We start from the raw sequence: 22408 nt of genomic DNA on the forward strand, positions 1-22408 counted from the left end.
GTCATCGTGACAGGTCGCACAGGTGGTGCTGCCAACAGTGACGATCATGCCATGATTCGGAGCGGTGGTGTGGATTCCTTCCCAAGTATCGATATGACAGGTTTGGCAATCACCGATATCTGCAAGAGTTTTATTAGCTACTGCAGCACTACCGATCAGGCCACCGAGCGAATCGTGACAGCTGCCGCATGTATTGTGAACCTTGCTATCAGCATTATCGGTCAACGGCGGCGGAGTACTATGGCAGTTTGCACAAACAGTCGACCCTACTTGAACCAGCGTGGTGTGGTCCGGTGGGTTGCTGATATGGGTCAGTTCCCAGGTGTTGGTATGGCAGGCGGAACAATCACCACCGCCAGCCGGCAGACCAGATTGTAGGTTCGGAACGGTGGTATGACAGAGAGAACAGTTGTTCAGGTGGGTGGTTACAACCGTCCCGTTCACCGCCGCACCGGTATCGTGACAGCCGATACAGTAGGTTGAGCCACCGGTAACGTAACCGAGGTTAACGTGGTCGGCGTCGCCGTGCACGGTCATGTACTTGTCGGCGTGACAGGCCAGACAACTGGTCGGGTTCGCCTTGGCCGCAATCGTGGCAATGACGTCCGGACGGCTGCTGTTGTGACAGGTCGCACAGGAGCCGGCACCGTTAGTTGCAACGTTATGCTCGACCCCTTCGATCTCAGCCCAAGTTGCAACAACGTGACAATCGCTACAGGGCTGCCCTGCGTAAGAAAGATCGTTAATGACGTCGACCGAAACCGTGTGGGCAGGATTCACATGATTTACTTTATCGATGTGGCAATCAAGACAGGAAATTTGCGTACCGGCTACGCCTTGTGAAATGACATCGCGAATAACAGCAGCGTTCATCAAGACACCAGTATAATTATGGCACAGGGCGCAATCGGAGCCGTGCAAGGCGTCAACATCAACTGCACTGACCAAGGTACCGGTGCCTGGCGAGCCAAGAACCGAGTTGTCGCTGGTATGGCAGGTAGCGCAGGTGGTATCGATGATCCGGTTATTGTGTGCCGCGTCAGTCGTGTGTCCTGCAGCGCGGTTCTCGTGACAGTTATCACAGGTGGTGCTGCCCTTTACCACCTTGGACCAGACAAAATTGGTCGCGCTGCCAAGATTCCCGCCTGTGTGGTTAGCCGCGTTCAGATCATGACAGGAGGCACAATCGATGATCGCACCGGCAGTCATATTGTTGCCGTCAGTCAGCACGGTATTACCGTAATGCCCAGGCAGGACATTGCTTACCTCAGGGTTATGGCAGGTCGCGCAACTGGCATCCGGGGCGGTCACGACCGTATGCAATCCATCCCAGCTAGTTGCTGCACCATGACACCAGGTACAGTTCTGCCCGGAGGTTACATCAGGGTAGGTCATGTCGGCGCCACTACAATCCTGGTCGATACCATCGTAGGGGGTATCGAAAGCACCGGGGTTAATGGTTCCGTCTGCGTCATTACAATCATCAAGATAGGAGGGGTCGCCGCAGGAACCGACTGCGTAATAACCGTCACCGTCTGCATCGGTTGGAATCACGCCTTCATCGGCCTGACCATCACAGTTATTGTCGATGCCGTCACAGATCTCGGCGGCACCGGGGTGGATGTTGGGATCATTGTCATTGCAGTCGTCGGCGGTGCCGGAACAGGAACCTATTCTGGTGTAGCCGTCCCCGTCAATGTCGAATGCGCATTGATCTGTCGATACAACTCCAACATCACCGGCAAAGTTGACCGACCCGGTACCGACAGTAAGGGAACCAAAAAGACCGGTCGGGGTTCCTTTCGTAGCAAAAGCACAGTCATAGCCGCCATCAATAGTTACATTGCCGCCGTTCAAAACCAAATCTTCGGTCACAATTTCGCCGGCGATCCGCAAGGTGAAATCGCTTAGCCCTAAGGTACTGCTGGCATAATTGTAAGCATCCTGAACCGAGGCCGGCATATAGGAATGACCGACGATCATGGCGCGCTGCGAGCAGGCCGCCAAAGAATCACTCTGGACTAATGGCAGAATCAGCAAACTGAAACATACCATGATGACGAAGAAGGCTTTACTTATTTTCATAATTCCATCCTCTTGCTGCACATATAAATTAATAATTCTTTCATTTTCCGTTATCAATTCCAGCCTCAATTGATTGCTCAACAGCTCTACAAAGCTGGAGTCAACCTGAAACCGATTTAAGAGAGGGAGCAACTGTATTTACAAAATCTGGTGCATAAAAAAAACATCAACTTACATTAGATAAAAAAACTCAAATCGCTTGTCATACAAAAATTGCACCAATCGATCTTAATACTCATAGATTTATAGGAAACTGATCTAACTGTGTAAAAGCACAGCAATAACAACAGAGAAGTGTAGTTTTTTGCCATCGATTCTACGGCAAACTAGCTGGTAATTTTTGGAAATATGGCTGAACTTAATTTTTATATTTGGCTATTTGCCGTAGCGCGCAAATTTCTCTGAGTCCCCAAAAGACACTGGCCCGGAAAACGTCCTAAGATGAGGGATTTTTTAGAAAGGAATTTTCAGGAAGTCCTGCAAACAACAGATCAAATCTCTGAGTCGTTCAATGAATCTACACATTTTTACCAAACCCTTAATACCGTGGCGACACTACCCGTAATAAATATTGAGAGTCTGTACTCCCGGCATGGGTCCTCCCTTCTTGACACAAAGGGGGATCCTTAGCTCAATCTTTGGGAGGGAGAAGCTCAACGACAAAAGTGGCCCCGCCACCCGGAGTTTCCTCCACCCATGCCGAACCTCCGTAGATACGGGCGATTTTTGCCACAGTCGCCAAACCGATGCCGGTCCCCTGATGTCCGGCGCTGCCGGATCCGCGTCGAAAAGGTTCGAAAACCTCGTCCCGCTCATTTACAGGAATTCCGGATCCGTGGTCGATCACCCGGTAACGAACTCGATCGGGGAACGACTCGCCAGCAATTTCAATACGAGGGTTCTTGTTGGCAGCATACTTTAACGCATTGGAAAGCAAGTTACGGAAGAGATCGCTTAACAGAGATTCGGGAACACGGATGCTTGGCAACGGGGAGATATTTATCTTGGCCTGCCGCTCAATCACTTTATCCGCCAGTTCCAGCATCACATCCTCAGCAACTCGAGTGACATCTACTGTTTGCAATGGATTTTTCAACTGCCCGACCCTCGCCAGAGTCAGGAGATCCTCAAGCAGAGTTTTCATTTTGTTTGCCGTCGCTTTGATTTCAAGCAAGGATTCCCGGCCAATGTCGTCCAGATACTCAATGCTGCGCTCCTCGAGGAGCTCGGCAAATCCGATCAGAGGTGTTAACGGTGAACGTAAATCGTGAGAAACGGTCGAGACAAAGGCATCCAACTCACGGTTCGCCTGCTCAAGACGCTTTTCGGCAGCTTTGCGTTCAGTGATGTCCCTAAACACGCCAAGCTTATGGGTCGGACACTCAGCCACTGGGAAGGGCGAGTGGATGATCTCATAAGTCTTGCCGGTTTTGAGAAGATTCCGTTCTTGGCAGACTACGTTTCCCGATAGCACTTCAGATATGGGACAACCGTCACAAATCGTATTTCGGCCATGCAATTCCTGATAGCAGATCGCTCCGGTCACATCCCCGAAGATATCTAGCATCGCTTTATTGGTGAAGGTGATGCGGAAGTTTGCATCGCAGATATAAACCGGGTCGGTCATGCCATCAAGAACCAACCGCAGGGCTGCTTTTTCCAATTCCAATTCGCGGGTTCGATTCTCTACTTCCACGCGCAGCTGGTTTTCCAGTTTAACTAGACGGCTGATGTCGACAAAAGCCTCGATCCCGCCAATGACCTTGCCATTCTCGTCGCGCAATAGATCGACGTTTTTGGTCAAATCGATCCGCTGACCATTTTTATGCTTAACCGAACAGCTAATGCCAACTACCGGTTTTTGGATGTCCTCAGCAAAAAGCCCACATTTCTCATTACAGGGAACCCCCTCAAGAAAGGAGCAATGACTACCCACAGCCTCGGCAGCGTTGAAACCGGTAATCCGCTCCGCCTCGGCATTCCAATAGACAACCTTGTACTCGGTATCGACCAAGAACAGTCCGGTCGGAATGGTTTGCAACAGGGTTTCTAGCGGGTATTCTGCAAGCAGGCGATGGAAGGTTGACTTCATTCAGCCCCCTAAGCACAAAACAAGACATTCTAAATAGGATGACTATAGCATCTGAACATGAGCTGGGCAAAGTCTTTAACCGGAACCCCCTAGGCGCGACCGACCTCCACCGCCCATACATGCACGGCACCGGCCTCCGAAGCACTTAGCTGCAAACTCGCAGCGTCGCTCCAGTCGTCATCAAATCATTGACCGGTAAAATGGCCGCCCCCCACAACGAATGATGACCCTGAAAGACTCGTCGCAGGTTCTGTTCCCGCTCCCTGGAGGAGATCCCCTGTTGACTAACGGTTTCTACATTTTTCAACAAAAGATTCGCGCAAACCGGCCAGCCCCTCCTACGGTCCAACTCACGAACCAGCAACAATGATTGATTATACCTGCGCTGCCGCAACCGCCGCGCATGCAGTGGCGTCGGCACCACCAGGTCCAAATCGATATCGCTTTGCATCACACGATCCAACAACAAAGCCAAAGGTCGATCAAGCGACACTTAGAAGTTAAATTAAAAAAGGATGGATCGCATTTCTTGACGTTCTCACCCCCTAAAAGGGGATGATTCTTCTCGGGAACATCAAACTTAGATACTGCTAAACGCAGCATCCAGAGGATCAACTATATAACCGAGCGACTTATGGACCACGCCTGGGCCGACTACGCAAGCCGGGGGTTTTAGCCTCTCACGAAGCCTCCGCTTGCGATACTTGGGGACGCACTGCGTGTGAGTCATCGTGAACTTGTCAGGTGTCTTAAGTTTTTTATGCTTCTTCCGAATCATTAAAAAACTCGCCTTACCGTCACGATGCGCCTCAAATCCGCACTCTTTGCAGCGATAGATGCGCCCACTGACGTGGTTTTCTAGACCACATTCCGGACATTCTTTACTGGTGCCTCGTTCGTTCACGAAGCACGATTTAATTCCTGCCTCTTTCGCCTTGTAGGTCAGATAATCCTTCACCCGACCGTACTCCATCTGGGAGACTTTCTGGCGACATTTACGGTTTAAGCGTTTCTTCTTTTTCGTTTTCTGCTCAACCCCCTGCGGGTCACCGATGATCAGTTCGACCACGCTCTTTTCTATACACCAGTTGATCGCCTTGCGCGTTGCCTGATGAAAAAGATCACGAAGTTGGTTATCAGTTTTGGAGATTAAGCGCGCACGTGCTCTTACCAGCTTCTTAAAGCGGCGACTACCCTTTTTGCAGCGACTGATCATCCGAGCGAGTCGGGCAAGAGCCTTATTTCTTAGCTGTTTGATCGAGCGAATTTCGCGGCCCGAAACCACAAGTCCCTCACCATCTTCAGCGCACACAGCAATCGGGTGGATTTCGCCAATATCGCCACCTGCCAGCACGACACCAGACTCTTCAGCGAGTGGAAAATCGGCGGTATAGGACAGGGTGTAGCCGCAACCGCTCCAGAGAATTTCTGCGGTGTTGATATCGCCCTCGACATTAACTTTCGTGTCGAGATGGATGCCTTTCGAGAGCGTTAATCGCACGCACTGCTCTTCAGAGCGTTTGATAGCCATCTGCTTAAATGGGATCGTCAGAAATTTCTTCTCGCGGTACGGGTATTTAGCTTTTTTGTCGCCGCCCCGTCTGAGTTCAGCAGTCGTTTTACGGTTTGCGCAAAACTTGTCGGTTAGCGCCTGAACAGTCTGGGAGTGAAGCTTAAATTGGTTCTTCAAAGCCTTCTGAAGGTCGTTTTTTGAAATCCACTTACCGTCGTTTTGCTGATAAAAATCTCGCGCAATCACAAGAATTTCGTTCCAACACTTCGCTGCTTCCAACTGGTATTCGCGCAGAAGATCTTCCTGCTCCGGCGACAGTTTTAGCCGAACCTGGCGAGCCTTAATCACTTGATCCGGCTCCACTGAGTCTCGATGTAATTGCGAATAACCTCGGTCGAAACGCTTCCGGTCGTAGTGCAAAAATAGGAGCGACTCCAGATTTTTCCGCGTGACTTTAATTCAGGAAAAAGTGCGGCGATCCTGGCCCCGCTGCGGCTCTTGATTCGTGCCGCCAAGTCAGCAGGGCTGCTAGCAGGCAGTGCCGAAAGAGACAGGTGAACATGGTCTGGCATAATCTCAATGGCGATAACCTCAGAGTTAGCGCTCGTGGCAGCATCCTCAATTGCCGAACGCGCAGCTTTAACAACGGCTGGATCATCTAAAATTCCACGCCGATACTTTGGGCACCAGATAAAATGATAGCAAAGCAGGAACTTTGCATGGCGAGTCGCTCGGTATGTAGTGTTCTCTTTATACATTGCTGGAATTATTTCATATTCCAGAGATAAATTCAAGTACTGTTCGTCGCCTCCCATCCCCCTCTAAAAGAAGAGGCTTTCCCTACGACTATTTTGTAATTAACGATCAAAAAGACCAGCCGCGAAAACATTTGTAATAGGAGGTTGAGATTTGACACAACAGGCCACAATTGTGCGAGCTTTTTGCATGATCGGTTAAGGGGAGCCAGCAGCACGGGCAATGCGCCTCAGGGATCGGTGGATAATCCTGCAGACAGCTTTGAACAGAAATGGTTCCTGCCAATTTTCCGAAAGAGTTGTCCGGTAAAGCGGGCAGGCGGGTAGTAACAACTGTCTCAACCATCAGAACAGATGGCGGGGTAATCCTCCCCGAGATAAAATAAAAAACGGCACCTGAAAATTCCAGATGCCGCCCCAGATACTATTAGTTAACCAGTTTTAGTCCTCGGCCAGCAACGAGTGTCCGGTCATCGCCTCCGGCACTGGAATTTCCAGCAACTGCAAAATAGTCGGCGCCAGATCGGCAAGAATCCCTTCACGCAAATCCGCCTGCTTGCGCTGCGGGTCGATAAACACCAAAGGTACCGGATTGCTAGTGTGAGCGGTATGGATACCGCCATGGCCATCGCTCATCTGCTCGCAGTTGCCATGATCGGCGGTGATCAGCAGGCGACCAGCCTTTTTCAGCATTGCCTCAACCACCCTCCCTAAACAGCTATCCACCGTTTCAACCGCCCCAATCGCTGCTTCAAGCACCCCGGTGTGACCGACCATGTCGGGATTGGCGTAGTTGAGAATGATCAACTGATATTGATCCGACTCAATCCGCTTGACGACCTCATCGGTCACCTCTACTGCACTCATCGCCGGTTTCTGGTCGTAGGTCGCCACGTCCTGCGGCGAAGCAATCAGCACCCGTTCTTCCCCATCCCAGGCATGCTCAACTCCACCGTTGAAGAAGAAAGTAACGTGGGCATATTTCTCAGTTTCGGCAATCCGCAACTGCTTGAGACCTGCTTTGGAAATCACCTCAGCAAGAATATCCGGTAAAGTCTCATTCGGGTAAGCGACCGGCAGCCCGAATGTTTCGTCGTACTCGGTCATACAGACATAATCGGCCAGTTGCGGTTTTTTATTGCGGGCAAAACCGGTGAAATCGGTTTGCGTCAGCGCTCGAGTCATTTCCCTAGCACGATCGGCGCGGAAGTTAAAAAACAACACCCCGTCACCATCGTCGATAGTGCCACCAGTTCCGACCACCCAAGGCTCGACAAACTCGTCGGTTTGCCCGGCAGTGTAAGCGCTCTGAATCGCTTTGGCCGATGTTGCCGCCTGTTGCCCAATCCCTTCGGTCAGCGCTTTATAGGCTTTCTCAACCCGATCCCAGCGATTGTCGCGATCCATTGCCCAATAGCGACCAACCACCGTGGCGACACGCCCGAGGCCGCTTTTGGCCAACTCCGCCTCAAGCTGCTCAAGATAGCCAGCACCGCTGCTCGGCGGAGTGTCCCGTCCATCCATAAAGGCGTGGATACAGACATCCTTGACCCCTATTTTTTGCGCCATGCGCACCAGTGCATAGAGGTGGGTATTGTGGGAATGAACACCGCCATCGGAAAGCAGGCCAAGCAGGTGCAGCTTACCGCCATTAGAGACCAGCCGATCACAAATCTGCTTCAACGCCTTATTTTCAAACAGGCTGCCATCTTCGATCGCCAAACTGATGCGGGTCAGGTCCTGGTAAACAATCCTTCCGGCACCTATATTCAGGTGTCCAACTTCGGAGTTGCCCATCTGCCCGTCTGGCAGACCGACATCGCGCCCGGAAGCCCCCAGCCGAGTTGTCGGCCACTCGCTACGCAAGGCATCCATGGTCGGGGTTTTGGCAATGCAAGCGGCATTATAGTCGCAGCTGTCACTCAGCCCCCAACCATCCAGAATAACCAGCGCAACCGGATTTTTTACCACCGTTACGCCTCCCGCTGTCCGTGGGGTATCGGCTTCAGTTTCTCCGCCAGCTTGGCATCCTGAATCTGCTTGCGTTCAGGCAGGACCAGGGAATCCCAGGCCTTGCACTCAGGGCAACGCCCTTGCCAAGCATCGAAGCGGGAGTTGCACTCCTCGCAAACAAAGCCGAGGGTCAGGTGGCTGTCGATGCCGAGCGCCTTCTGGTATTCATCAACCGCCTGATCGATCTTATTGCGGCGGCGATGGGCTTCTGCCAGCAACAGATGCAATTTAGTAAAATCGATCCCGGTGGTCTCCAGATCGATCAGGTGCTGCAGACCTTCATCAACCATCTCAAGGCGCAGACAGAGCCGTCCGAGGTAGAGCTTCAGCAACAGGTCACCACTGTCTTCCTGCATGCGGCTGCGATAAAAAGAGAGCAGCGCGGCCGGGTCTTCCGCACCGATATAGACATCTTCAAGCCTAGCCAGGAAAATACTCTTTTTCAGAGCCTTGTAGCCTTCCTGATAAACCTTGATCGCGTCGGCGTCACGGTTCAACTGGCGATAAGCATCCCCCAAGGTAACCCGCGCGGGGGTAAAGCTGGCATCCTGCTTAACCATCTCGCGACAGGCATCGACGACCTTATCGGCTTCGCCTTTGTCGAGCAATTTTCGGGCGACCTCATAGCGCAGCTGTAAAAAGGTCTGTTTTTCTTTTTCGGCACGCGGCCCGGTAGAGGTCGCTTTAACAATCCGCTTCTGCAGTGCTAAAGCCTCCTGATAGCTGCTGACCTCAATCTGCAAATCACGAAGTGCACGCATCGCCTTCCGGTTCTCAGCATCGCCAGCGAGCAATTCCTTGTAAATACCCATTGCCTCTTCGCGGCGACCGGCGGACTGGAAAGTCGCTGCCAGTTTGAAAAGGATCTCCACCCCTTTCGGATCGAGCTTGCGCGCGGTTTGCAGCAGGTCAATCGCTTCCGGAAGGTTCCCCTCCTGTTCAGCTACGCTAGCCAGGGCCAGAAAACCATCAACCCGACGCGGGTCGCGGTCGATAACTTTCTTCAGCAGGGTACGGGCTTTTTTCAGATCGCCGGAAAGCAGATGGCCAACCCCACTGCGATAGACAGTTCCTATTTCTTCAGCTTTCTTCTGCTTGCGACCACCACGCCAATGCTTCATCGAATGGGTGATGGCACTGAAGATATGAACCGAGTTGCCAAGCAGCAGGCCGAGCAGCAGAACGCAAATCAGCATGATCGCGGTCGGCAGAGTAAAGCTCTGCTCACTGGTCAGAAAAACTGTTACCTCCCCCGGGTTGATCCCCCAGAAATAGAGGAAACCTGCGGCAAACGCGATAAACAAGAACATAAACAGTGCAACTACAATCATGGTCATCTCCAGACTGCGCAATTAAAAGGCGATCAAAAAGTTACTACTCCCCAAATTTTTCGACTTCTGACTTGCAATCTACACAATAGCGGGAAAAGGGACGAACTTCCATCCGTCGCGTCGGGATCTCCTCTTCACAACGGGCACAGAGGCCATAAACCCCGTTATCCATCCGCTCTAGGGCAGCGTCGATATCGCGAACCCGCCCGCGCTGAGCTTCGCTCAGGTTCATCAACACTTCCTGATTATAACTATTCGAAGACATATCGCCAATATCGGGAACGCCATCTTTTCCCAAAGACTGAGATGCTTCGTAGCATTTTTCCGCTTCCGCCAGAAGCTCCTCACGCATTTTCAACAAGTTCTTGCGGATTTCCTGCAATTCTTCTTCTTCCATCTTACGATCAAGCCTCCTGCTATCCAATCCTTCTTTAACGGTTATGATAAGGTTCGTTCCGCAGAATGGTGCAACTGCGGTAGAGCTGTTCCAGCAAAAACAATCTCGCCATCTGGTGAGTAAAGGTCATTTTTGACAGCGACAGCAGCAAGTCGGCCCGCTGTCGAACCTCTGGATCAAGACCATAAGGGCCACCGATCACCAGACACCAGTCGCGACCACCATGCAGCATTTCCGATTCCAAACGTTCAGCTAGCTGTTCGGAACCGACGCTGCGCCCGCGCTCATCCAAAACAATCAGGTAGGAACGCAGTGGAACCTTCTCCAAAATCCGCTCCCCCTCGCGTTTGAGCAGGTTTGGGACATCCCCCCGACGCCCGCCTTTTTCTTCTTTTAACTCGACAATCTCAAGCGGAAAATAGCGCTGCAATCGCTCGGCATAATCGGCGGCCGCCTCCCGCTGCCAGCTTACAGCCAATTTGCCAACACAGACCAGCCGCAGTTTCACTTACGCCTCGGTTCGCTCCAAGGGAACTTCCGGAGCCTCGCTCCACAGACCCTCCAGGTCATAAAACTCGCGAACCGGCTCCTGGAACACATGGACCATGAACTCGCCGTAATCGAGCAACACCCAGCGACCCTGATCCATTCCCTCGATAGCGAGCGGCAGCTGTTGGTGGCTATTTTTAAACTCCAGCTTGATATTTTCCGCGATCGCCTGAACTTGGCGGTCGGAACGACCGGAGATCAGCAACAGATAATCGGTCAAGGAAGATAGTTCATGCACCTCAAGCAGCTTGAGGTTGAAACCTTTCTTATCCAGCGCATATTCGACAGCCCGTAAAACGGCTTCTTTTGCTTGCAAAATCGATCCTTCTCTTTCATTGCCCCTTTCCTGGGGTCAGCTTTTCAGGTAAAGCCCGTGCTTCCTGATATACTCGATCACCGGCTGTGGCAGCAAGCCGCTGACATCACCTCCCGCTTGCAGCAAGCGACGGATATCCGTAGATGAAACATCACGACAGGTGTGGGTGACTGAAAAGACCGAAAAACCGCTTGAGTGCGACAGATTTTCGGATTCGGCATCATAGCAGAAGCGATCTGCGATAGCAACCGGCAGAAACTGCTGCAAAGAACCGGAAAAACCGGGTCGGGCAGTGACCACAATGTGCGCCAGTTCAAACAGCCGCGGATACTCTTTCCACAGCCCAATCTCGGCGAAAGAATCGAGCCCCATGATAAAATAAAACTGGTCCTCGGGATATTCCCGCCGCAACTGCTCGAGTGTTTCTACCGAATAGCTGGTGCCGCCGCGCCGCCCTTCCAGATCGCTGGCGACAAGCCCTGCATGCCCAGCCACCCCTGCTTCAACCATCGCCAATCGATCGGCAAAGGAAACCTCATCCGCCAGCTGTTTGTGCGGCGGCCGACAGGTCGGCATCAGCCAGACCTGATCAAGCTGAAAAGACCTCTGCACCTCCTCGGAGATATGGATGTGCCCGTTGTGAAGCGGATTGAAGGTTCCGCCAAGGATGCCGACTTTCATGTTAGCTTCTCGATCAGCTGCGAATCTGCCCGTTCCCCAGAACGACAAATTTGCGCGTAGTCAGGTCTTCCAGCCCCATCGGCCCGAAGGAATGCAGCTTGGTGGTCGAAATGCCGATCTCGGCCCCCAACCCGAGTTGGTTGCCATCGGAGAAACGGGACGAAGCATTAACCATCACCACACTCGAGTTGATCTCGCGCAGGAAGCGCTGTGACAGGGCGTAATCGTTGGTGACGATCACCTCGGTGTGCAGCGAGCCGTAGGCTTCGATATGTTCCTTGGCCTGTTCGTAGCTCTCGACAATCCGCACCGCCAGAATCAGCTCCAGGTATTCGGCCGGCCAGTCCGCTTCGGTCGCCGGAGTCAGATCCGGAACGATCTGCAGCGATTTCTCGCAGCCGCGCAATTCGACCCCCTCTTTGCGCATCGCCGCAGCAATCTGCGGCAGGAAGGTGGCCGCGATCTCCTGATGGATCAGCAGGGTCTCCATCGCGTTGCAGACTCCGGGACGCTGAACCTTTTCGTTAATACAGATGTCTTCCGCCATCTGCAGGTCTGCCGCCCTATCGACGTAGGTGTGACAAACGCCTTTGTAATGTTTGATTACCGGAATACGCGAATTTTCCGAGACAAAGCGGATCAGCCCTTCGCCGCCACGCGGGATGATCAGATCGATCTGGTCCTCCAGCTTGAGCAGCTCTGTGACTGCGTTACGATCGCTGGTGGTGACCACCTGCAGCGCCGCCTTTGGCAGCCCCATTTCAGCCATCGCCTGCTGCAGAATTGTACCGATCGCCCGATTCGAATGAATCGCCTCGGAGCCGCCACGCAGCACTACGGCATTGCCGCTTTTCAGGCAGAGGCCGGCGGCATCGGCAGTCACGTTGGGGCGTGACTCGTAGATGATGCCGATCACGCCGAGCGGAATACGCTGCCGGCCGACCTGGATGCCGTTCGGCCGCAGCCACATTCCGGTCACCTCGCCGACCGGATCGGGCAGGGCGGCGACTTCTCGCAGGCCATCAGCCATCGCCTTGATTCGCTCCGGGGTCAGCGCCAGCCGATCAACCATCGCCGCCGCCATCCCTTTTTCACGGGCAGCCTGCAGGTCTTTCTCGTTTTCCTGCTGCAGCTCTCCCTCAGCCGTCTCCAGCGCAGTCGCCATCTTTAGCAAAAGCTCGTTTTTCACCCCGGAGGACAGAATCGCCATCTGCCGCGAAGCCTTTTGCGCTTCGATCGCCAGCTCCAGCATCTCTTCACGTACACTCATTACTCGACCTCCTCATCACCATCAATGGTCAGCACCAGATCGTCCCGGTAGACCACTTCATCGCGATATTTATAGCCCAGAATCTTTTCGATCTCGGAGCACTGCTTGCCCATGATTTGCAGAGTTTCGGCCAATGAATAGGCCACCACTCCGCGAGCGAACTCTTTGCCGTCACGATCACAAAGCCGCACCGCGTCACCCCGTTCGAAACCGCCATCGACGCCACAGATCCCCGAAGGCAGCAGACTTTTCCCCCCCTTGACCAGCGCCCGCTGACCACCTTCGTCGATCAGCAGCTTGCCACGTGGTTTTTTGGAAAAAGCGATCCAGTGCTTCTTGGCGGTCAACTTCGACTGCGCCGGCAGAAAATAGGTACCGACCTCTTCACCATCGAAAACCTGTTGCAGAGTATGCGGCTTACGTCCATTGACGATCAGGGTACCGACCCCGCTCAAAGCCGCCCTTTTTGCCGCTTTCAGTTTGGTCACCATGCCGCCGGTGCCGAGCACCCCGCTGCTGCCGCCCCCCATCGCCTCGATCCTTGCCGTCACCCGCTCGACTACCGGAATCAGCTCTGCCTGCGGATTCTCTGCCGGGTTGCTGTCGTAGAGGCCATCGACATCGGAAAGGATGATCAGCAAGTCAGCTTCGACCAGGCTGGCAACCAAAGCCGACAGGTTATCGTTGTCGCCAAAACGGATCTCTTCGACCACCACCGTGTCGTTCTCGTTAACTACCGGCGTAACCTTGTACTCGAGGAGAGTCATCATGGTGTTACGCGCATTCAGGTAACGACGGCGGTTCGACAGATCATCGCGGGTCAACAGAACCTGGGCAACATTGTGCCCCTTGGCCGTGAAAACCTCTTTGTACTCGCGGATAATCCGGGTCTGTCCGATGGCCGCAGCCGCCTGCTTCTGTGGAATGGTCTGCGGTCGGCCATTGACACCGAGCTGCCCCTTGCCGGCAGCGACAGCTCCGGAAGAAACCAGGATCACTTCCAGACCACGATCAAGCAGCTCGCAAACATCCCGCGAGATCGCCGCAACCTGCTCTTCTTCCAGCCCCTTGAGCGTCGAAATGACGCCACTGCCGATTTTGATCACAACCCGTTTTACATGGGAAAGCAATGCGTTGCGCATATTCCCTCAAACCTTCAAACAAAAAAGAATAGGTACGTAAACTGCGAAAGCCTAGCCGCTGCCCTCTTCACTGTCAAGCTGCGCTGCAGCCTGTTCCTCTCGCTGCCGGTCCAACTCATTACCGACTGCGGTGACCAACTCCTTCAAGCCCTCGCCGGTCACGGCCGAAACCGGAAACACCGGATAGCCAAGCGATTCGAAATGCATCATCATTTCCCGAGCTAACTCTTTCGCCTCCGGCACATCCATCTTGGTCAACACCACCAGCTGCGGCTTCTGCGCCAAACTGTCATCATATTTAAAAAGCTCATTGTTAATCATCTGAAAATTATCAAAGGGATCACCCTCCTGCATGCAGGTCAGGTCGACCAGATGCAGAAACAGGTCGGTCCGCTCGACATGTCGCAAAAAACGGGTACCGAGGCCATGCCCCTCGCTGGCCCCCTCAATCAACCCTGGGATATCAGCCATCACCATCGTTTTGTAGCCGCCGTAAGGAACCACGCCGAGGTTCGGCACCAAGGTGGTGAAGGGGTAATCGGCGACCTTCGGCTTGGCCGCCGATACCGACGAAATCAGCGTCGATTTGCCGGCATTCGGCAATCCGACCAACCCGACATCAGCGAGCAGCTTCAATTCCAGGCGCAGCTGCTTGACCTCTCCCGGGATTCCCGGCTGCGTGTACCGCGGTGCACGGTTGGTACTGGTCGCAAAACGCGCGTTGCCGCGCCCCCCCTGACCACCGGCAAGAAACAGGACTTTCTGGTCCGGATCGGTCAAATCAGTCAGCAGCTCACCGGTCTCATCATCGAAAACCAGGGTTCCCGGAGGCACCCGCAACTCCAGGGATTCACCGTTTTTGCCGTGCATGTTCTTCCCCATACCCGGCGCCCCGTTTTTAGCTTTATAGTGGCTCATATAACGGTAATCAAGCAGGGTCGACATCCCGGAGTCGACAATAAAGTATACATCGCCCCCTTTACCGCCGTCGCCACCGTCGGGTCCACCGTGGGGAATGAACTTCTCCCGGCGGAATGACAGGCAGCCGCGGCCACCGTCTCCTGCTTTGACTTCTATTCTGACCTGATCTACAAACTTCATAATTTTCTTCTATTCTCAGCCACCCCAGGTGAAAGCGCTTTCAAAAGGGGCGGATGCAAGGCTTGCAAATTTTCCTAGTTGAACCGTAGCTACTCTACTTGAGCGAAGAAAATTGAGCGTAACGCAGCAGATGCTCCTTTTTCAATCGCCCCGAAATGAGAAAAACCCGACAGCCTGCTGACTGTCGGGTTTCTCCGGTTGTTTCTTTCGGACTGACTTAGGCAGCGTAAACGCTGATCTGCTTACGCCCTTTAGCCTTGGTCTCGAACTTGACCACGCCGTCGACCAGCGCGAACAGGGTGTAGTCCTTTCCACAACCGACATTGTTGCCGGGGTGGAAAGTGGTGCCACGCTGGCGAACCAGAATGGAACCGGCGGTCACTTCCTGACCACCAAACCGTTTGACCCCGAGGCGCTTACCAGCACTATCGCGGCCGTTCTTGGAACTACCGGCAGCTTTCTTATGAGCCATTTGATCGCCTCCTTAAGCTTCAATCGCCGCGACTTTGAGTCGGGTTACAGGTTGACGGTGGCCGTATTTCTTACGATACCCTTTGCGCCGCTTGGATTTGAAAACAAGAATTTTCTTGTCTTTTTCCTGGGCAACGATCTGTGCCTTTACCTTGGCACCTGGTACGAGAGGTGTTCCGAGTTTAACCTCTGCGCCACCGACCATGAGGACTTGATCGAACTCTACAGTCTCACCGACTGCACCGCCGATCATTTCGACCTTGAGCAGGTCGCCTTCGGAAACTTTGTACTGTTTTCCTCCGGTCTTGATCACCGCATACATGTTACGTATCTCCTATCGACATAATTAACAAACCGCAGACGCACCGATAGCGCTGCGACGGAGCACTATAACGACAGCCGCCAACAGAGTCAAGCAGAAAACTGCCCATCCCTTCAGCGTTTTTTCAGATTCCGCTCTCCCGATTGGCGCGACTTGCGCTTGCGCAGACGCTGTACCTCGTGCTGCCGCTTTTCTGCCAGCTTGATCAGCTTCTCCTGGCAGCCATCCTGCCCTTTGCGGGCATTCGGGTTGACCAGAAGATAACAACCGTCTGCTTGCAACTCCCAGGCGGAAACCCGGTCATCAAACTGCAAGTCGAGCAGTTCGCGGACCTGCTCACATAAAGGGCCCGGTGGAACCGGCACCAACGTTTCGACCCGATTCTCGAGATTCCGCCGCATGACATCGGCCGAACCGATCAGAAACTCTTCGTCGCCACCATTACGGAAATAAAAGACCCGCGCATGCTCCAGAAAACGACCAATGATCGAAATCACGCGGATGTTGTCCGACAGCCCTGGCAGTCCGGGCCGTACCCGGCAGCTGTCACGCACCAGCAGTTCGACCCGCACCCCCGCCTGGGAAGCCCGGTACAAGGCCTTCACGACATCGATATCCTCCAGAGCATTCATCTTCATCCGCATCAGCCCCGGCTGCCCCTGATTATGTACAGTAATCTCCCGCTCGATTTTTCCCAGCAGCGCCTTTTTCAGAATCTTCGGCGCCGGCAGCATTTTTGAATAGTTGCGCTTCGGCGTAAAACCGGTGGTCAGATAGTTGAACAGCTCAGTCGCGTCACGGCCGACATCCTTATCGTAAAGCAGCAGGCCCAAATCGGCGTAAAGTCGTGCCGTGCCGGGATGATAGTTGCCGGTGCCGATATGCACATAACGACGCAGGCCCTTGAAATCCTGGCGGATGACCAGAATTACCTTGGCGTGAGTCTTTAGCCCGACCACCCCGTAGGTAACATGCACTCCGGCCTCTTCCATGCGGCTGGCCAGCATGATGTTGGCCTGCTCATCGAAGCTGGCCTTCAGCTCAACGACTACCGCCACCTGTTTGCCGTTCTTGGCAGCGCGGATCAGGTAATCGACGATCCGGCTGCCTGGGTCGGTGCGGTAAAGGGTCATCTTGATGCCGCGCACTTTCGGATCGGTGGCCGCCTCGTAAAGAAATCGCTCCACAGAAGAGGAAAACGACTCGTACGGATGCTGCAAAAGGATCGCTCGCTGATCGCGGATGATGTGGAAGATGTTACGCCCCTTGGGGAGCAACGGATGATCAATCGGGTGATGCGGCGTCTCTTTTAACTCGGGAAACTCCAGCCGGTAGAGTTCCCAGAGATCGCGCAGGCCGAGCATGCAGTTGGAGATGTAAACATCCTGCTCAGCGTGCAACCCAAGTTCCGCCGCCAGCCTTCCCCGGTGCAGCGGGGTGATATCCGGCTCGACCTGAATCCGCACGATCGGCGCAAACTTGCGATGATGCAACGCGGTTTCGATCATTTCCATCAGATCGTCGGCGTGTTCTTCTTCCTCACTGGTATTGGCGTTACGCGTCACCCGGAACAGCTCACAGGAGAGGATCTCCATCCCTGGAAACAGCAGATCAAGATTGTGCTCCAGCACCTCCTCCAAGGGCACATAGCGAGACCCTTCGCTGACCTGCTGAAAACGGTTGGCACCGGCCCCGACCGGAACCTTGACCCGTGCCAACGACTCCCCCCGCTCTCCTGGATAACGCAGGGACACTAGCAGGTTGAGCGACAGATTGGAAATAAACGGAAAGGGATGGGCCGGATCGACCGACTGTGGGGTCACCAGCGGGAAGATGTTGTCGTAGAAATAATCGCGAACCTGTTTCTGTTCCTCGCTGCTCAAATCGACATAATGAACAATATCGATTCCGGCCTTGGCCAAATCCTCGACCAGCGCGTCGAACACCTGCTCCTTCTCCCGCAGGTATCTGTGAATATCGGCACTACACTCATCCAGCTGCTGTTGCGGGGTCCGTCCATCGACGGAGGGTTCCTGGACATTGGCGGCGACCAACTGCTTGAAACCACCAAGCCGCTTCATGAAAAACTCATCCAGGTTCGACCCGGAAATTGCCATGAACTTGACCCGCTCCAACAACGGCTTGCGTCGATCGGAGGCCTGGAACAGGACGCGGCGATTAAACTCCAGCCAGGTCAGCTCCCGATTGAAATAGAGCGACGGATCATTTAAATCGTACTGAATCCCAGCTTCTTCCGCCACAGCAGTCCCCTTCGGCAGTCCTGTTTCCACTGTTTCCTGATCTGGTGCCAAGTCAATTATATCGGCCACTTCCATATCCTCCCAGCATAAAGAGTAAGCATAGCCGGGAAACTATTATTTGACAAATTTGAGCGGACGATGAGCGTTGGGATCGATTTATCGGTTGAAAAAGGGTAGACAGCGGGAAGGGTTATTTTTTCTTTTTGCCATGCTTGTCTTTGCGATCTGATTTTTTTGCATCGGCAATTTTCACCGGCTTGCAGACATGCCCTTTTTTATCGGTTTGGGCGCCACATTTGTCACATTCAAATTTGGCATCTTTCTTTTTGACTTCTGATGCACCCTTGAAGCAGCCCATAACACCTCCAGAAAATTAATCCAGATTCGTATATACTTTATATTAATTATAATACCAGAACCAAATCCTAACCACTTTAGTTGCACTTAACAAGCCCCAACTGCAGGCGCCAGCATGAAAGACCCTCTCGACAGAATGCCCCACACCATTGCGGCGCCCCTGCCCCGCTTAGCAGCCATTGACATCGGTACCAACTCCTTTCGTTGTATCGTTGTTGAAGTCGACCCGCAGGAAGGTTTCCGCATTCTGGATGATGAAAAGGCCCAGGTACGACTCGGCGAAGGGCTTCACCAGAGCGGCTGTATCTCGGCGGCAGCCCAGCAGCGTGCCATTGAGGCTCTGCAGCGGATGTGTGGCATCGTTTCGGGGCTGGGCGCATCGATGGTCGAGGTGGTCGCCACCAGCGCTGTACGCAAGGCAAGCAATCGACAGGAGTTCCTGCAGGCCGTCAAAACCGCGACCGGCCTCGAAATCGAGGTCATCGATGGAGAAATCGAAGCCGAGCTGGCTACTTTAAGCGTGAATCACAACTTCGCCATGGAACAGCAGCGCTTCGCCATGGCTGACATCGGCGGCGGCAGCGTCGAAATCGTCATCGCCTCCGGCCACCACACCGAAACCGTCACCTCGCTGGAGTTGGGCGCCGTGTTCCTGACGGAAACATTTCTCCACAGCGACCCACCCCGCGAAGCCGAGCTGAGATTACTGCGCAAGCATATCCGCAAAAACCTCAAAAAAGCTGGCATCGGTGAGGGGTTGCCGGTCAGTTGCCTGGTCGGCTCCGGTGGCACGATGACCAATATCGGCGCGATGGTGATGGCGCTACGCGGCGAGCAGTACGAATCGGTCCATCGCTACGAAGTGCTGCACTCCGAAATCATCCACCTGCTGGCGATGCTGGCCCGCAAAGACCAGCAAGAACGGCAGAACACACCGGGACTCAACCCCGAACGCGCCGATATCATTCTCGCCGGAATGATCCTCACCGACGAAATAATGCGCAGGAGCAAAACCAACCTGTTGCGCATCAACGCCAAGGGGATTCGGGAGGGACTGATTCTGCAGAGCCTGCAGAAGCACGGCCTGTTGCCGGACAGCAACCAGCCACGCGACTGGCGCAGCTCGGTACTAGACTTTGCCCGTTCCTGCCGCTTTGACGAACAGCATGCCGAACAGGTTTGCCGTCTGGCTCTGCAAATTTTCAACGTCGTCGCAACAGAACATGATCTGACCGAGCGAGACCGAGAGCTGCTGGAAGCGGCCACCCTGCTGCACGACACTGGCTACTTCATCAGTTACCACCAGCATCACAAACATTCCTACCACCTGATCCGTCACGCCAACCTGTTCGGTTTTACCCCGCGTGAGCGGGAAATCATCGCCAACCTAGCCCGTTACCACCGCAAGGCAAAACCGAAAAAGGGGCATGGAAATTTTGCTCCCCTCTGCAGCGAAGACCAGCAGCTGGTCCGCAAGCTTGGCGGCATTCTACGCCTCGCTGACGGACTTGATCGACGCCGCAATCGACAGGTCAAAGAACTAAACTGTCAACTGAACAACGATTGGCTGCGCCTGGAACTGACCGGGGCCGGCGATCTTTCGGTCGAAGCTTACGGAGCGCAAAGCAAAGGTGACCTCTTCAAAGAGGCGTTCAACTGTCAGATCACTGTTAACAGCAGGATATCGCCATGAAAAAATTGACCCTGATCCGTCACGCCAAATCAGACTGGCATTCCGGTGCCAGCACCGATTTCGATCGTCCCTTGAATGAGCGGGGTCAAAAAGCCGCCTCCCTCATGGGACAACGCCTGGCCGGTCGCGGTTGCAATCCCGATCTGTTGATTTGCAGCCCCGCCGAGCGGGCCAGGAAAACGGCAAAAAAAATCGCCAAGCAGATCAATTACCCGGAAAACGAAATCCTGCTCCGCGAGGAAATCTATGAAGCTAGCCTAGCGACACTGGTGGATCTAGTCAAAGGCCTGGCCGACGAAGAGGAGCATGTCATGCTGATCGGCCACAACCCCGGTTTTTCCGAATTGGGCGAATGGTTTACCGAAGACGCCCCCGATTGGCTACCGACCTGCGGTCTGCTGGACCTGGAGTTAGCAATCGACCGTTGGGCCGACGCAGCAGAAGACTGTGGCCAACTCCTGCTATACGATTACCCGAAAAGAAATCACCCAGAAAGTTAGGATGGCCCAGCAACCACATATTGCTCAACAAACCATCACCCCTGACTACCCTGACTACCTTAGGCCGCGCACCAGATTATCCGCCAGGGCATCCAACAGCTGAAAATAGCTCTCCGGCCCGGGTGACAATTTTGCCCCGAGGGGATCCAACACCCCGGTTCGCGCTCCCGTGCCCTCGATAATCGTCGCCACCAGCTTCGGTTCGAACTGCGGCTCGCTGAACACGCAGCGGGCGTTCAGCCGCCGAATTTTGTCACGCATCTCCAGCAACCGCTTGATTCCCGGTTTGCGTTCCGCATCAATGGTCACCGAGCCGACCGCGTTCAAATGATAGACGGCTTCAAAATACTGGTAGGCATCGTGAAACACCAGATAGGGGACTTCGCTAACCGGTGCCAGCTCGGCCCGCAGGCGTTCGTCCAGCTGTTTAAGCCGTTCAAATAACCGTTCGGCATTCTTCCGATAGGCCCCCTGATGCGGTGGATCGATTTCGCTGAGCACTGTTGCCGTCACTTCGACAACCTGTTTGGCCAATTTGGGGCTGAGCCATAGATGCGGGTTCAGCTGCTGTCCTGCGTGGGCCTGATGTTCCTGTACCATTTCAACCTCGTGGGCATGTCCCTCCCAACTCCCCCCTGCTCGTATAGGCAGCAGCAATGGCGCCAACACAGTCATCAATTCCAGCTGTCTCGCGTTGCGCCCCAAGCTGGAAAGCGGCTTTTCGAGAAAGCTTTCCAAGCTATCCCCCACCCATACAATCAGATCGGCCTTTGCCAAGGCCCGGGCTTCAGAAGGGCGAAGGACATAGCCGTGTGGGGATCCGCCACCCTTAATCAACAGCTGAGGTTCAGCTACTCCCTGCATCACCCCGGCAACCAGCGAATGGATCGGCTTGATAGTGACCACCACCTGCGGTTCTTCACTCCAGGCGACCTGGCTGACAAAAAACGTACAGAATAAAAGAAGAACAATTTTCATTTTAAGCACCTGAGCTTTGCGGAGGGTTTGACGAGTATTCCTGAAACGTTATAATGTAACATTATCAAAAATCAAGAGCTGCAGAGTAATTTATGCCCCCGACATTCCAGGCAGTTTTTAACTGCGTCGAAAATGATCATCAAGCCTGTATCGATCGGGCGCTGCAACAGGCCGAACATCTCTGCCGGCAACAGAACAAACGTTTTACAACCATCCGCCGCCAGGTGCTGGAGTTGGTCTGGCAACAACACAAACCAATCGGCGCTTACGATCTGCTCCACCTGTTACAGCAGCAGAAGCACACTGCGCCGCCAACCGTTTACCGTGCCCTCGATTTTCTGCTCGAGCTGGGTCTGGTTCACCGGATCGCTTCGCTCAATGCCTACGTCGGCTGCAGTTACCCGAACCGGACACACGATGGCCAGTTTCTGATCTGCGAATCCTGCCACGCGCTGGCAGAACTGGACATCCCGGAGATCACCGAGACGATCAATCAAAGTGCTGCTGTTTCAGGCTTTAAGCCCTCCCGTCAAACCATCGAAATCATGGGCGTTTGCTCCGAATGCCGCAGCACAGACTGA

General features: G+C 53.9%; 22 protein-coding genes and 1 pseudogene. 3 read left to right on the forward strand and 20 right to left on the reverse strand.

Annotated elements, in window-relative coordinates; genetic code table 11:
- The 19 genes and pseudogenes from Q7J88_RS01815 to Q7J88_RS01905 all read right to left on the reverse strand — a co-directional run.
- A partial coding sequence (locus tag Q7J88_RS01815; protein WP_303720470.1) for a putative metal-binding motif-containing protein occupies nucleotides 1-1554 on the reverse strand: 1554 nt, incomplete at its 3' end.
- Nucleotides 1552-1656: pseudogene (locus tag Q7J88_RS01820) on the reverse strand (putative metal-binding motif-containing protein); the annotation flags it as partial. The pseudogene Q7J88_RS01820 and the gene Q7J88_RS01815, both read right to left, overlap by 3 nt.
- Nucleotides 1657-2716: 1060 nt before the next feature.
- Nucleotides 2717-4177 carry an ATP-binding protein gene (locus Q7J88_RS01825; protein WP_303720442.1) on the reverse strand — a complete coding sequence of 487 codons (1461 nt, stop codon included), beginning with the start codon at nucleotides 4175-4177 and terminating at the stop codon, nucleotides 2717-2719.
- Between the two features lie 145 nt (nucleotides 4178-4322).
- Nucleotides 4323-4628, reverse strand: a complete 306-nt coding sequence (locus Q7J88_RS01830) for a ComF family protein (protein ID WP_303720443.1) — start codon at nucleotides 4626-4628, stop codon at nucleotides 4323-4325.
- A 129-nt stretch (nucleotides 4629-4757) separates the two neighbouring features.
- Nucleotides 4758-6038, reverse strand: coding sequence for a transposase (locus tag Q7J88_RS01835; RefSeq protein WP_303720444.1), 1281 nt, complete (start codon nucleotides 6036-6038; stop codon nucleotides 4758-4760).
- A complete protein-coding gene (gene tnpA / locus Q7J88_RS01840) occupies nucleotides 6035-6505 on the reverse strand; it encodes an IS200/IS605 family transposase (protein WP_303720445.1) in 471 nt (156 codons plus the stop codon). Before tnpA ends, Q7J88_RS01835 begins: the two co-directional genes overlap by 4 nt.
- A 381-nt stretch (nucleotides 6506-6886) precedes the next feature.
- A complete protein-coding gene (gene gpmI / locus Q7J88_RS01845) occupies nucleotides 6887-8416 on the reverse strand; it encodes a 2,3-bisphosphoglycerate-independent phosphoglycerate mutase (RefSeq protein WP_303720446.1) in 1530 nt (509 codons plus the stop codon).
- A gap of 2 nt (nucleotides 8417-8418) precedes the next feature.
- Nucleotides 8419-9789: a tetratricopeptide repeat protein gene (locus Q7J88_RS01850; RefSeq protein WP_303720447.1), complete on the reverse strand. Its 1371-nt coding sequence runs from the start codon at nucleotides 9787-9789 to the stop codon at nucleotides 8419-8421.
- Nucleotides 9790-9832: 43 nt separating this feature from the next.
- Nucleotides 9833-10186, reverse strand: coding sequence for a TraR/DksA family transcriptional regulator (locus tag Q7J88_RS01855; RefSeq protein WP_303720448.1), 354 nt, complete (start codon nucleotides 10184-10186; stop codon nucleotides 9833-9835).
- Between the two features lie 34 nt (nucleotides 10187-10220).
- Complete coding sequence (gene rlmH, locus Q7J88_RS01860; protein WP_303720449.1) at nucleotides 10221-10694, reverse strand: 23S rRNA (pseudouridine(1915)-N(3))-methyltransferase RlmH; 474 nt, start codon at nucleotides 10692-10694, stop codon at nucleotides 10221-10223.
- Nucleotides 10695-11051, reverse strand: coding sequence for a ribosome silencing factor (rsfS, locus tag Q7J88_RS01865; protein WP_303720450.1), 357 nt, complete (start codon nucleotides 11049-11051; stop codon nucleotides 10695-10697).
- A gap of 36 nt (nucleotides 11052-11087) precedes the next feature.
- Nucleotides 11088-11732, reverse strand: a complete 645-nt coding sequence (nadD, locus tag Q7J88_RS01870; protein WP_303720451.1) for a nicotinate-nucleotide adenylyltransferase — start codon at nucleotides 11730-11732, stop codon at nucleotides 11088-11090.
- 13 nt (nucleotides 11733-11745) lie between these two features.
- Complete coding sequence (locus Q7J88_RS01875) at nucleotides 11746-13002, reverse strand: glutamate-5-semialdehyde dehydrogenase (RefSeq protein ID WP_303720452.1); 1257 nt, start codon at nucleotides 13000-13002, stop codon at nucleotides 11746-11748.
- Nucleotides 13002-14144, reverse strand: coding sequence for a glutamate 5-kinase (gene proB / locus Q7J88_RS01880; protein WP_303720453.1), 1143 nt, complete (start codon nucleotides 14142-14144; stop codon nucleotides 13002-13004). Before proB ends, Q7J88_RS01875 begins: the two co-directional genes overlap by 1 nt.
- A 51-nt stretch (nucleotides 14145-14195) precedes the next feature.
- Entirely contained in the window at nucleotides 14196-15245 is a 1050-nt protein-coding gene (gene obgE, locus Q7J88_RS01885) for a GTPase ObgE (RefSeq protein ID WP_303720454.1), read from the reverse strand.
- A 217-nt stretch (nucleotides 15246-15462) separates the two neighbouring features.
- Nucleotides 15463-15717 (reverse strand): 50S ribosomal protein L27, encoded by a 255-nt coding sequence (rpmA, locus tag Q7J88_RS01890; RefSeq protein ID WP_303720455.1) that lies wholly within the window; start codon nucleotides 15715-15717, stop codon nucleotides 15463-15465.
- A 12-nt stretch (nucleotides 15718-15729) separates the two neighbouring features.
- The gene (gene rplU / locus Q7J88_RS01895) at nucleotides 15730-16038 is read right to left on the reverse strand and encodes a 50S ribosomal protein L21 (RefSeq protein ID WP_303720456.1); all 309 of its coding nucleotides are present in this window, start codon (nucleotides 16036-16038) and stop codon (nucleotides 15730-15732) included.
- A 113-nt stretch (nucleotides 16039-16151) separates the two neighbouring features.
- A complete protein-coding gene (gene ppk1, locus Q7J88_RS01900) occupies nucleotides 16152-18299 on the reverse strand; it encodes a polyphosphate kinase 1 (RefSeq protein ID WP_369681949.1) in 2148 nt (715 codons plus the stop codon).
- Between the two features lie 190 nt (nucleotides 18300-18489).
- Entirely contained in the window at nucleotides 18490-18657 is a 168-nt protein-coding gene (locus Q7J88_RS01905; protein WP_303720458.1) for a hypothetical protein, read from the reverse strand.
- 114 nt (nucleotides 18658-18771) lie between these two features.
- Here Q7J88_RS01905 and Q7J88_RS01910 point away from each other — a divergent pair, with 114 nt between their 5' ends.
- Both Q7J88_RS01910 and Q7J88_RS01915 read left to right on the forward strand, forming a co-directional pair.
- Nucleotides 18772-20349 (forward strand): Ppx/GppA phosphatase family protein, encoded by a 1578-nt coding sequence (locus tag Q7J88_RS01910; protein WP_303720459.1) that lies wholly within the window; start codon nucleotides 18772-18774, stop codon nucleotides 20347-20349.
- A complete protein-coding gene (locus Q7J88_RS01915) occupies nucleotides 20346-20849 on the forward strand; it encodes a histidine phosphatase family protein (protein ID WP_303720460.1) in 504 nt (167 codons plus the stop codon). The genes Q7J88_RS01910 and Q7J88_RS01915 overlap by 4 nt, the downstream gene beginning before the upstream one ends.
- Before the next feature lie 54 nt (nucleotides 20850-20903).
- Here the strand turns inward: Q7J88_RS01915 and Q7J88_RS01920 are convergent, their stop codons facing one another.
- Nucleotides 20904-21827 carry a zinc ABC transporter substrate-binding protein gene (locus Q7J88_RS01920; protein WP_303720461.1) on the reverse strand — a complete coding sequence of 308 codons (924 nt, stop codon included), beginning with the start codon at nucleotides 21825-21827 and terminating at the stop codon, nucleotides 20904-20906.
- A 92-nt stretch (nucleotides 21828-21919) separates the two neighbouring features.
- Here Q7J88_RS01920 and Q7J88_RS01925 point away from each other — a divergent pair, with 92 nt between their 5' ends.
- A complete protein-coding gene (locus Q7J88_RS01925) occupies nucleotides 21920-22408 on the forward strand; it encodes a Fur family transcriptional regulator (RefSeq protein ID WP_303720462.1) in 489 nt (162 codons plus the stop codon).

It is taken from the genome of Malonomonas rubra (genome assembly GCF_003247215.1).
Lineage (GTDB): Bacteria > Desulfobacterota > Desulfuromonadia > Desulfuromonadales > Geopsychrobacteraceae > Malonomonas > Malonomonas rubra_A.

Excerpts from the sequence above, each read along its gene's own strand:
- Q7J88_RS01825 (WP_303720442.1), bottom strand. The coding sequence starts at position 4,177 with ATGAAGTCAACCTTCCATCGCCTGCTTGCAGAATACCCGCTAGAAACC.
- Q7J88_RS01830 (WP_303720443.1), bottom strand. The coding sequence starts at position 4,628 with ATGCAAAGCGATATCGATTTGGACCTGGTGGTGCCGACGCCACTGCAT.
- tnpA (WP_303720445.1), bottom strand. The coding sequence starts at position 6,505 with ATGGGAGGCGACGAACAGTACTTGAATTTATCTCTGGAATATGAAATA.
- Q7J88_RS01850 (WP_303720447.1), bottom strand. The coding sequence starts at position 9,789 with ATGATTGTAGTTGCACTGTTTATGTTCTTGTTTATCGCGTTTGCCGCA.
- Q7J88_RS01855 (WP_303720448.1), bottom strand. The coding sequence starts at position 10,186 with ATGGAAGAAGAAGAATTGCAGGAAATCCGCAAGAACTTGTTGAAAATG.
- nadD (WP_303720451.1), bottom strand. The coding sequence starts at position 11,732 with ATGAAAGTCGGCATCCTTGGCGGAACCTTCAATCCGCTTCACAACGGG.
- Q7J88_RS01875 (WP_303720452.1), bottom strand. The coding sequence starts at position 13,002 with ATGAGTGTACGTGAAGAGATGCTGGAGCTGGCGATCGAAGCGCAAAAG.
- proB (WP_303720453.1), bottom strand. The coding sequence starts at position 14,144 with ATGCGCAACGCATTGCTTTCCCATGTAAAACGGGTTGTGATCAAAATC.
- obgE (WP_303720454.1), bottom strand. The coding sequence starts at position 15,245 with ATGAAGTTTGTAGATCAGGTCAGAATAGAAGTCAAAGCAGGAGACGGT.
- rpmA (WP_303720455.1), bottom strand. The coding sequence starts at position 15,717 with ATGGCTCATAAGAAAGCTGCCGGTAGTTCCAAGAACGGCCGCGATAGT.
- rplU (WP_303720456.1), bottom strand. The coding sequence starts at position 16,038 with ATGTATGCGGTGATCAAGACCGGAGGAAAACAGTACAAAGTTTCCGAA.
- Q7J88_RS01905 (WP_303720458.1), bottom strand. The coding sequence starts at position 18,657 with ATGGGCTGCTTCAAGGGTGCATCAGAAGTCAAAAAGAAAGATGCCAAA.
- Q7J88_RS01910 (WP_303720459.1), top strand. The coding sequence starts at position 18,772 with ATGAAAGACCCTCTCGACAGAATGCCCCACACCATTGCGGCGCCCCTG.
- Q7J88_RS01915 (WP_303720460.1), top strand. The coding sequence starts at position 20,346 with ATGAAAAAATTGACCCTGATCCGTCACGCCAAATCAGACTGGCATTCC.
- Q7J88_RS01920 (WP_303720461.1), bottom strand. The coding sequence starts at position 21,827 with ATGAAAATTGTTCTTCTTTTATTCTGTACGTTTTTTGTCAGCCAGGTC.
- Q7J88_RS01925 (WP_303720462.1), top strand. The coding sequence starts at position 21,920 with ATGCCCCCGACATTCCAGGCAGTTTTTAACTGCGTCGAAAATGATCAT.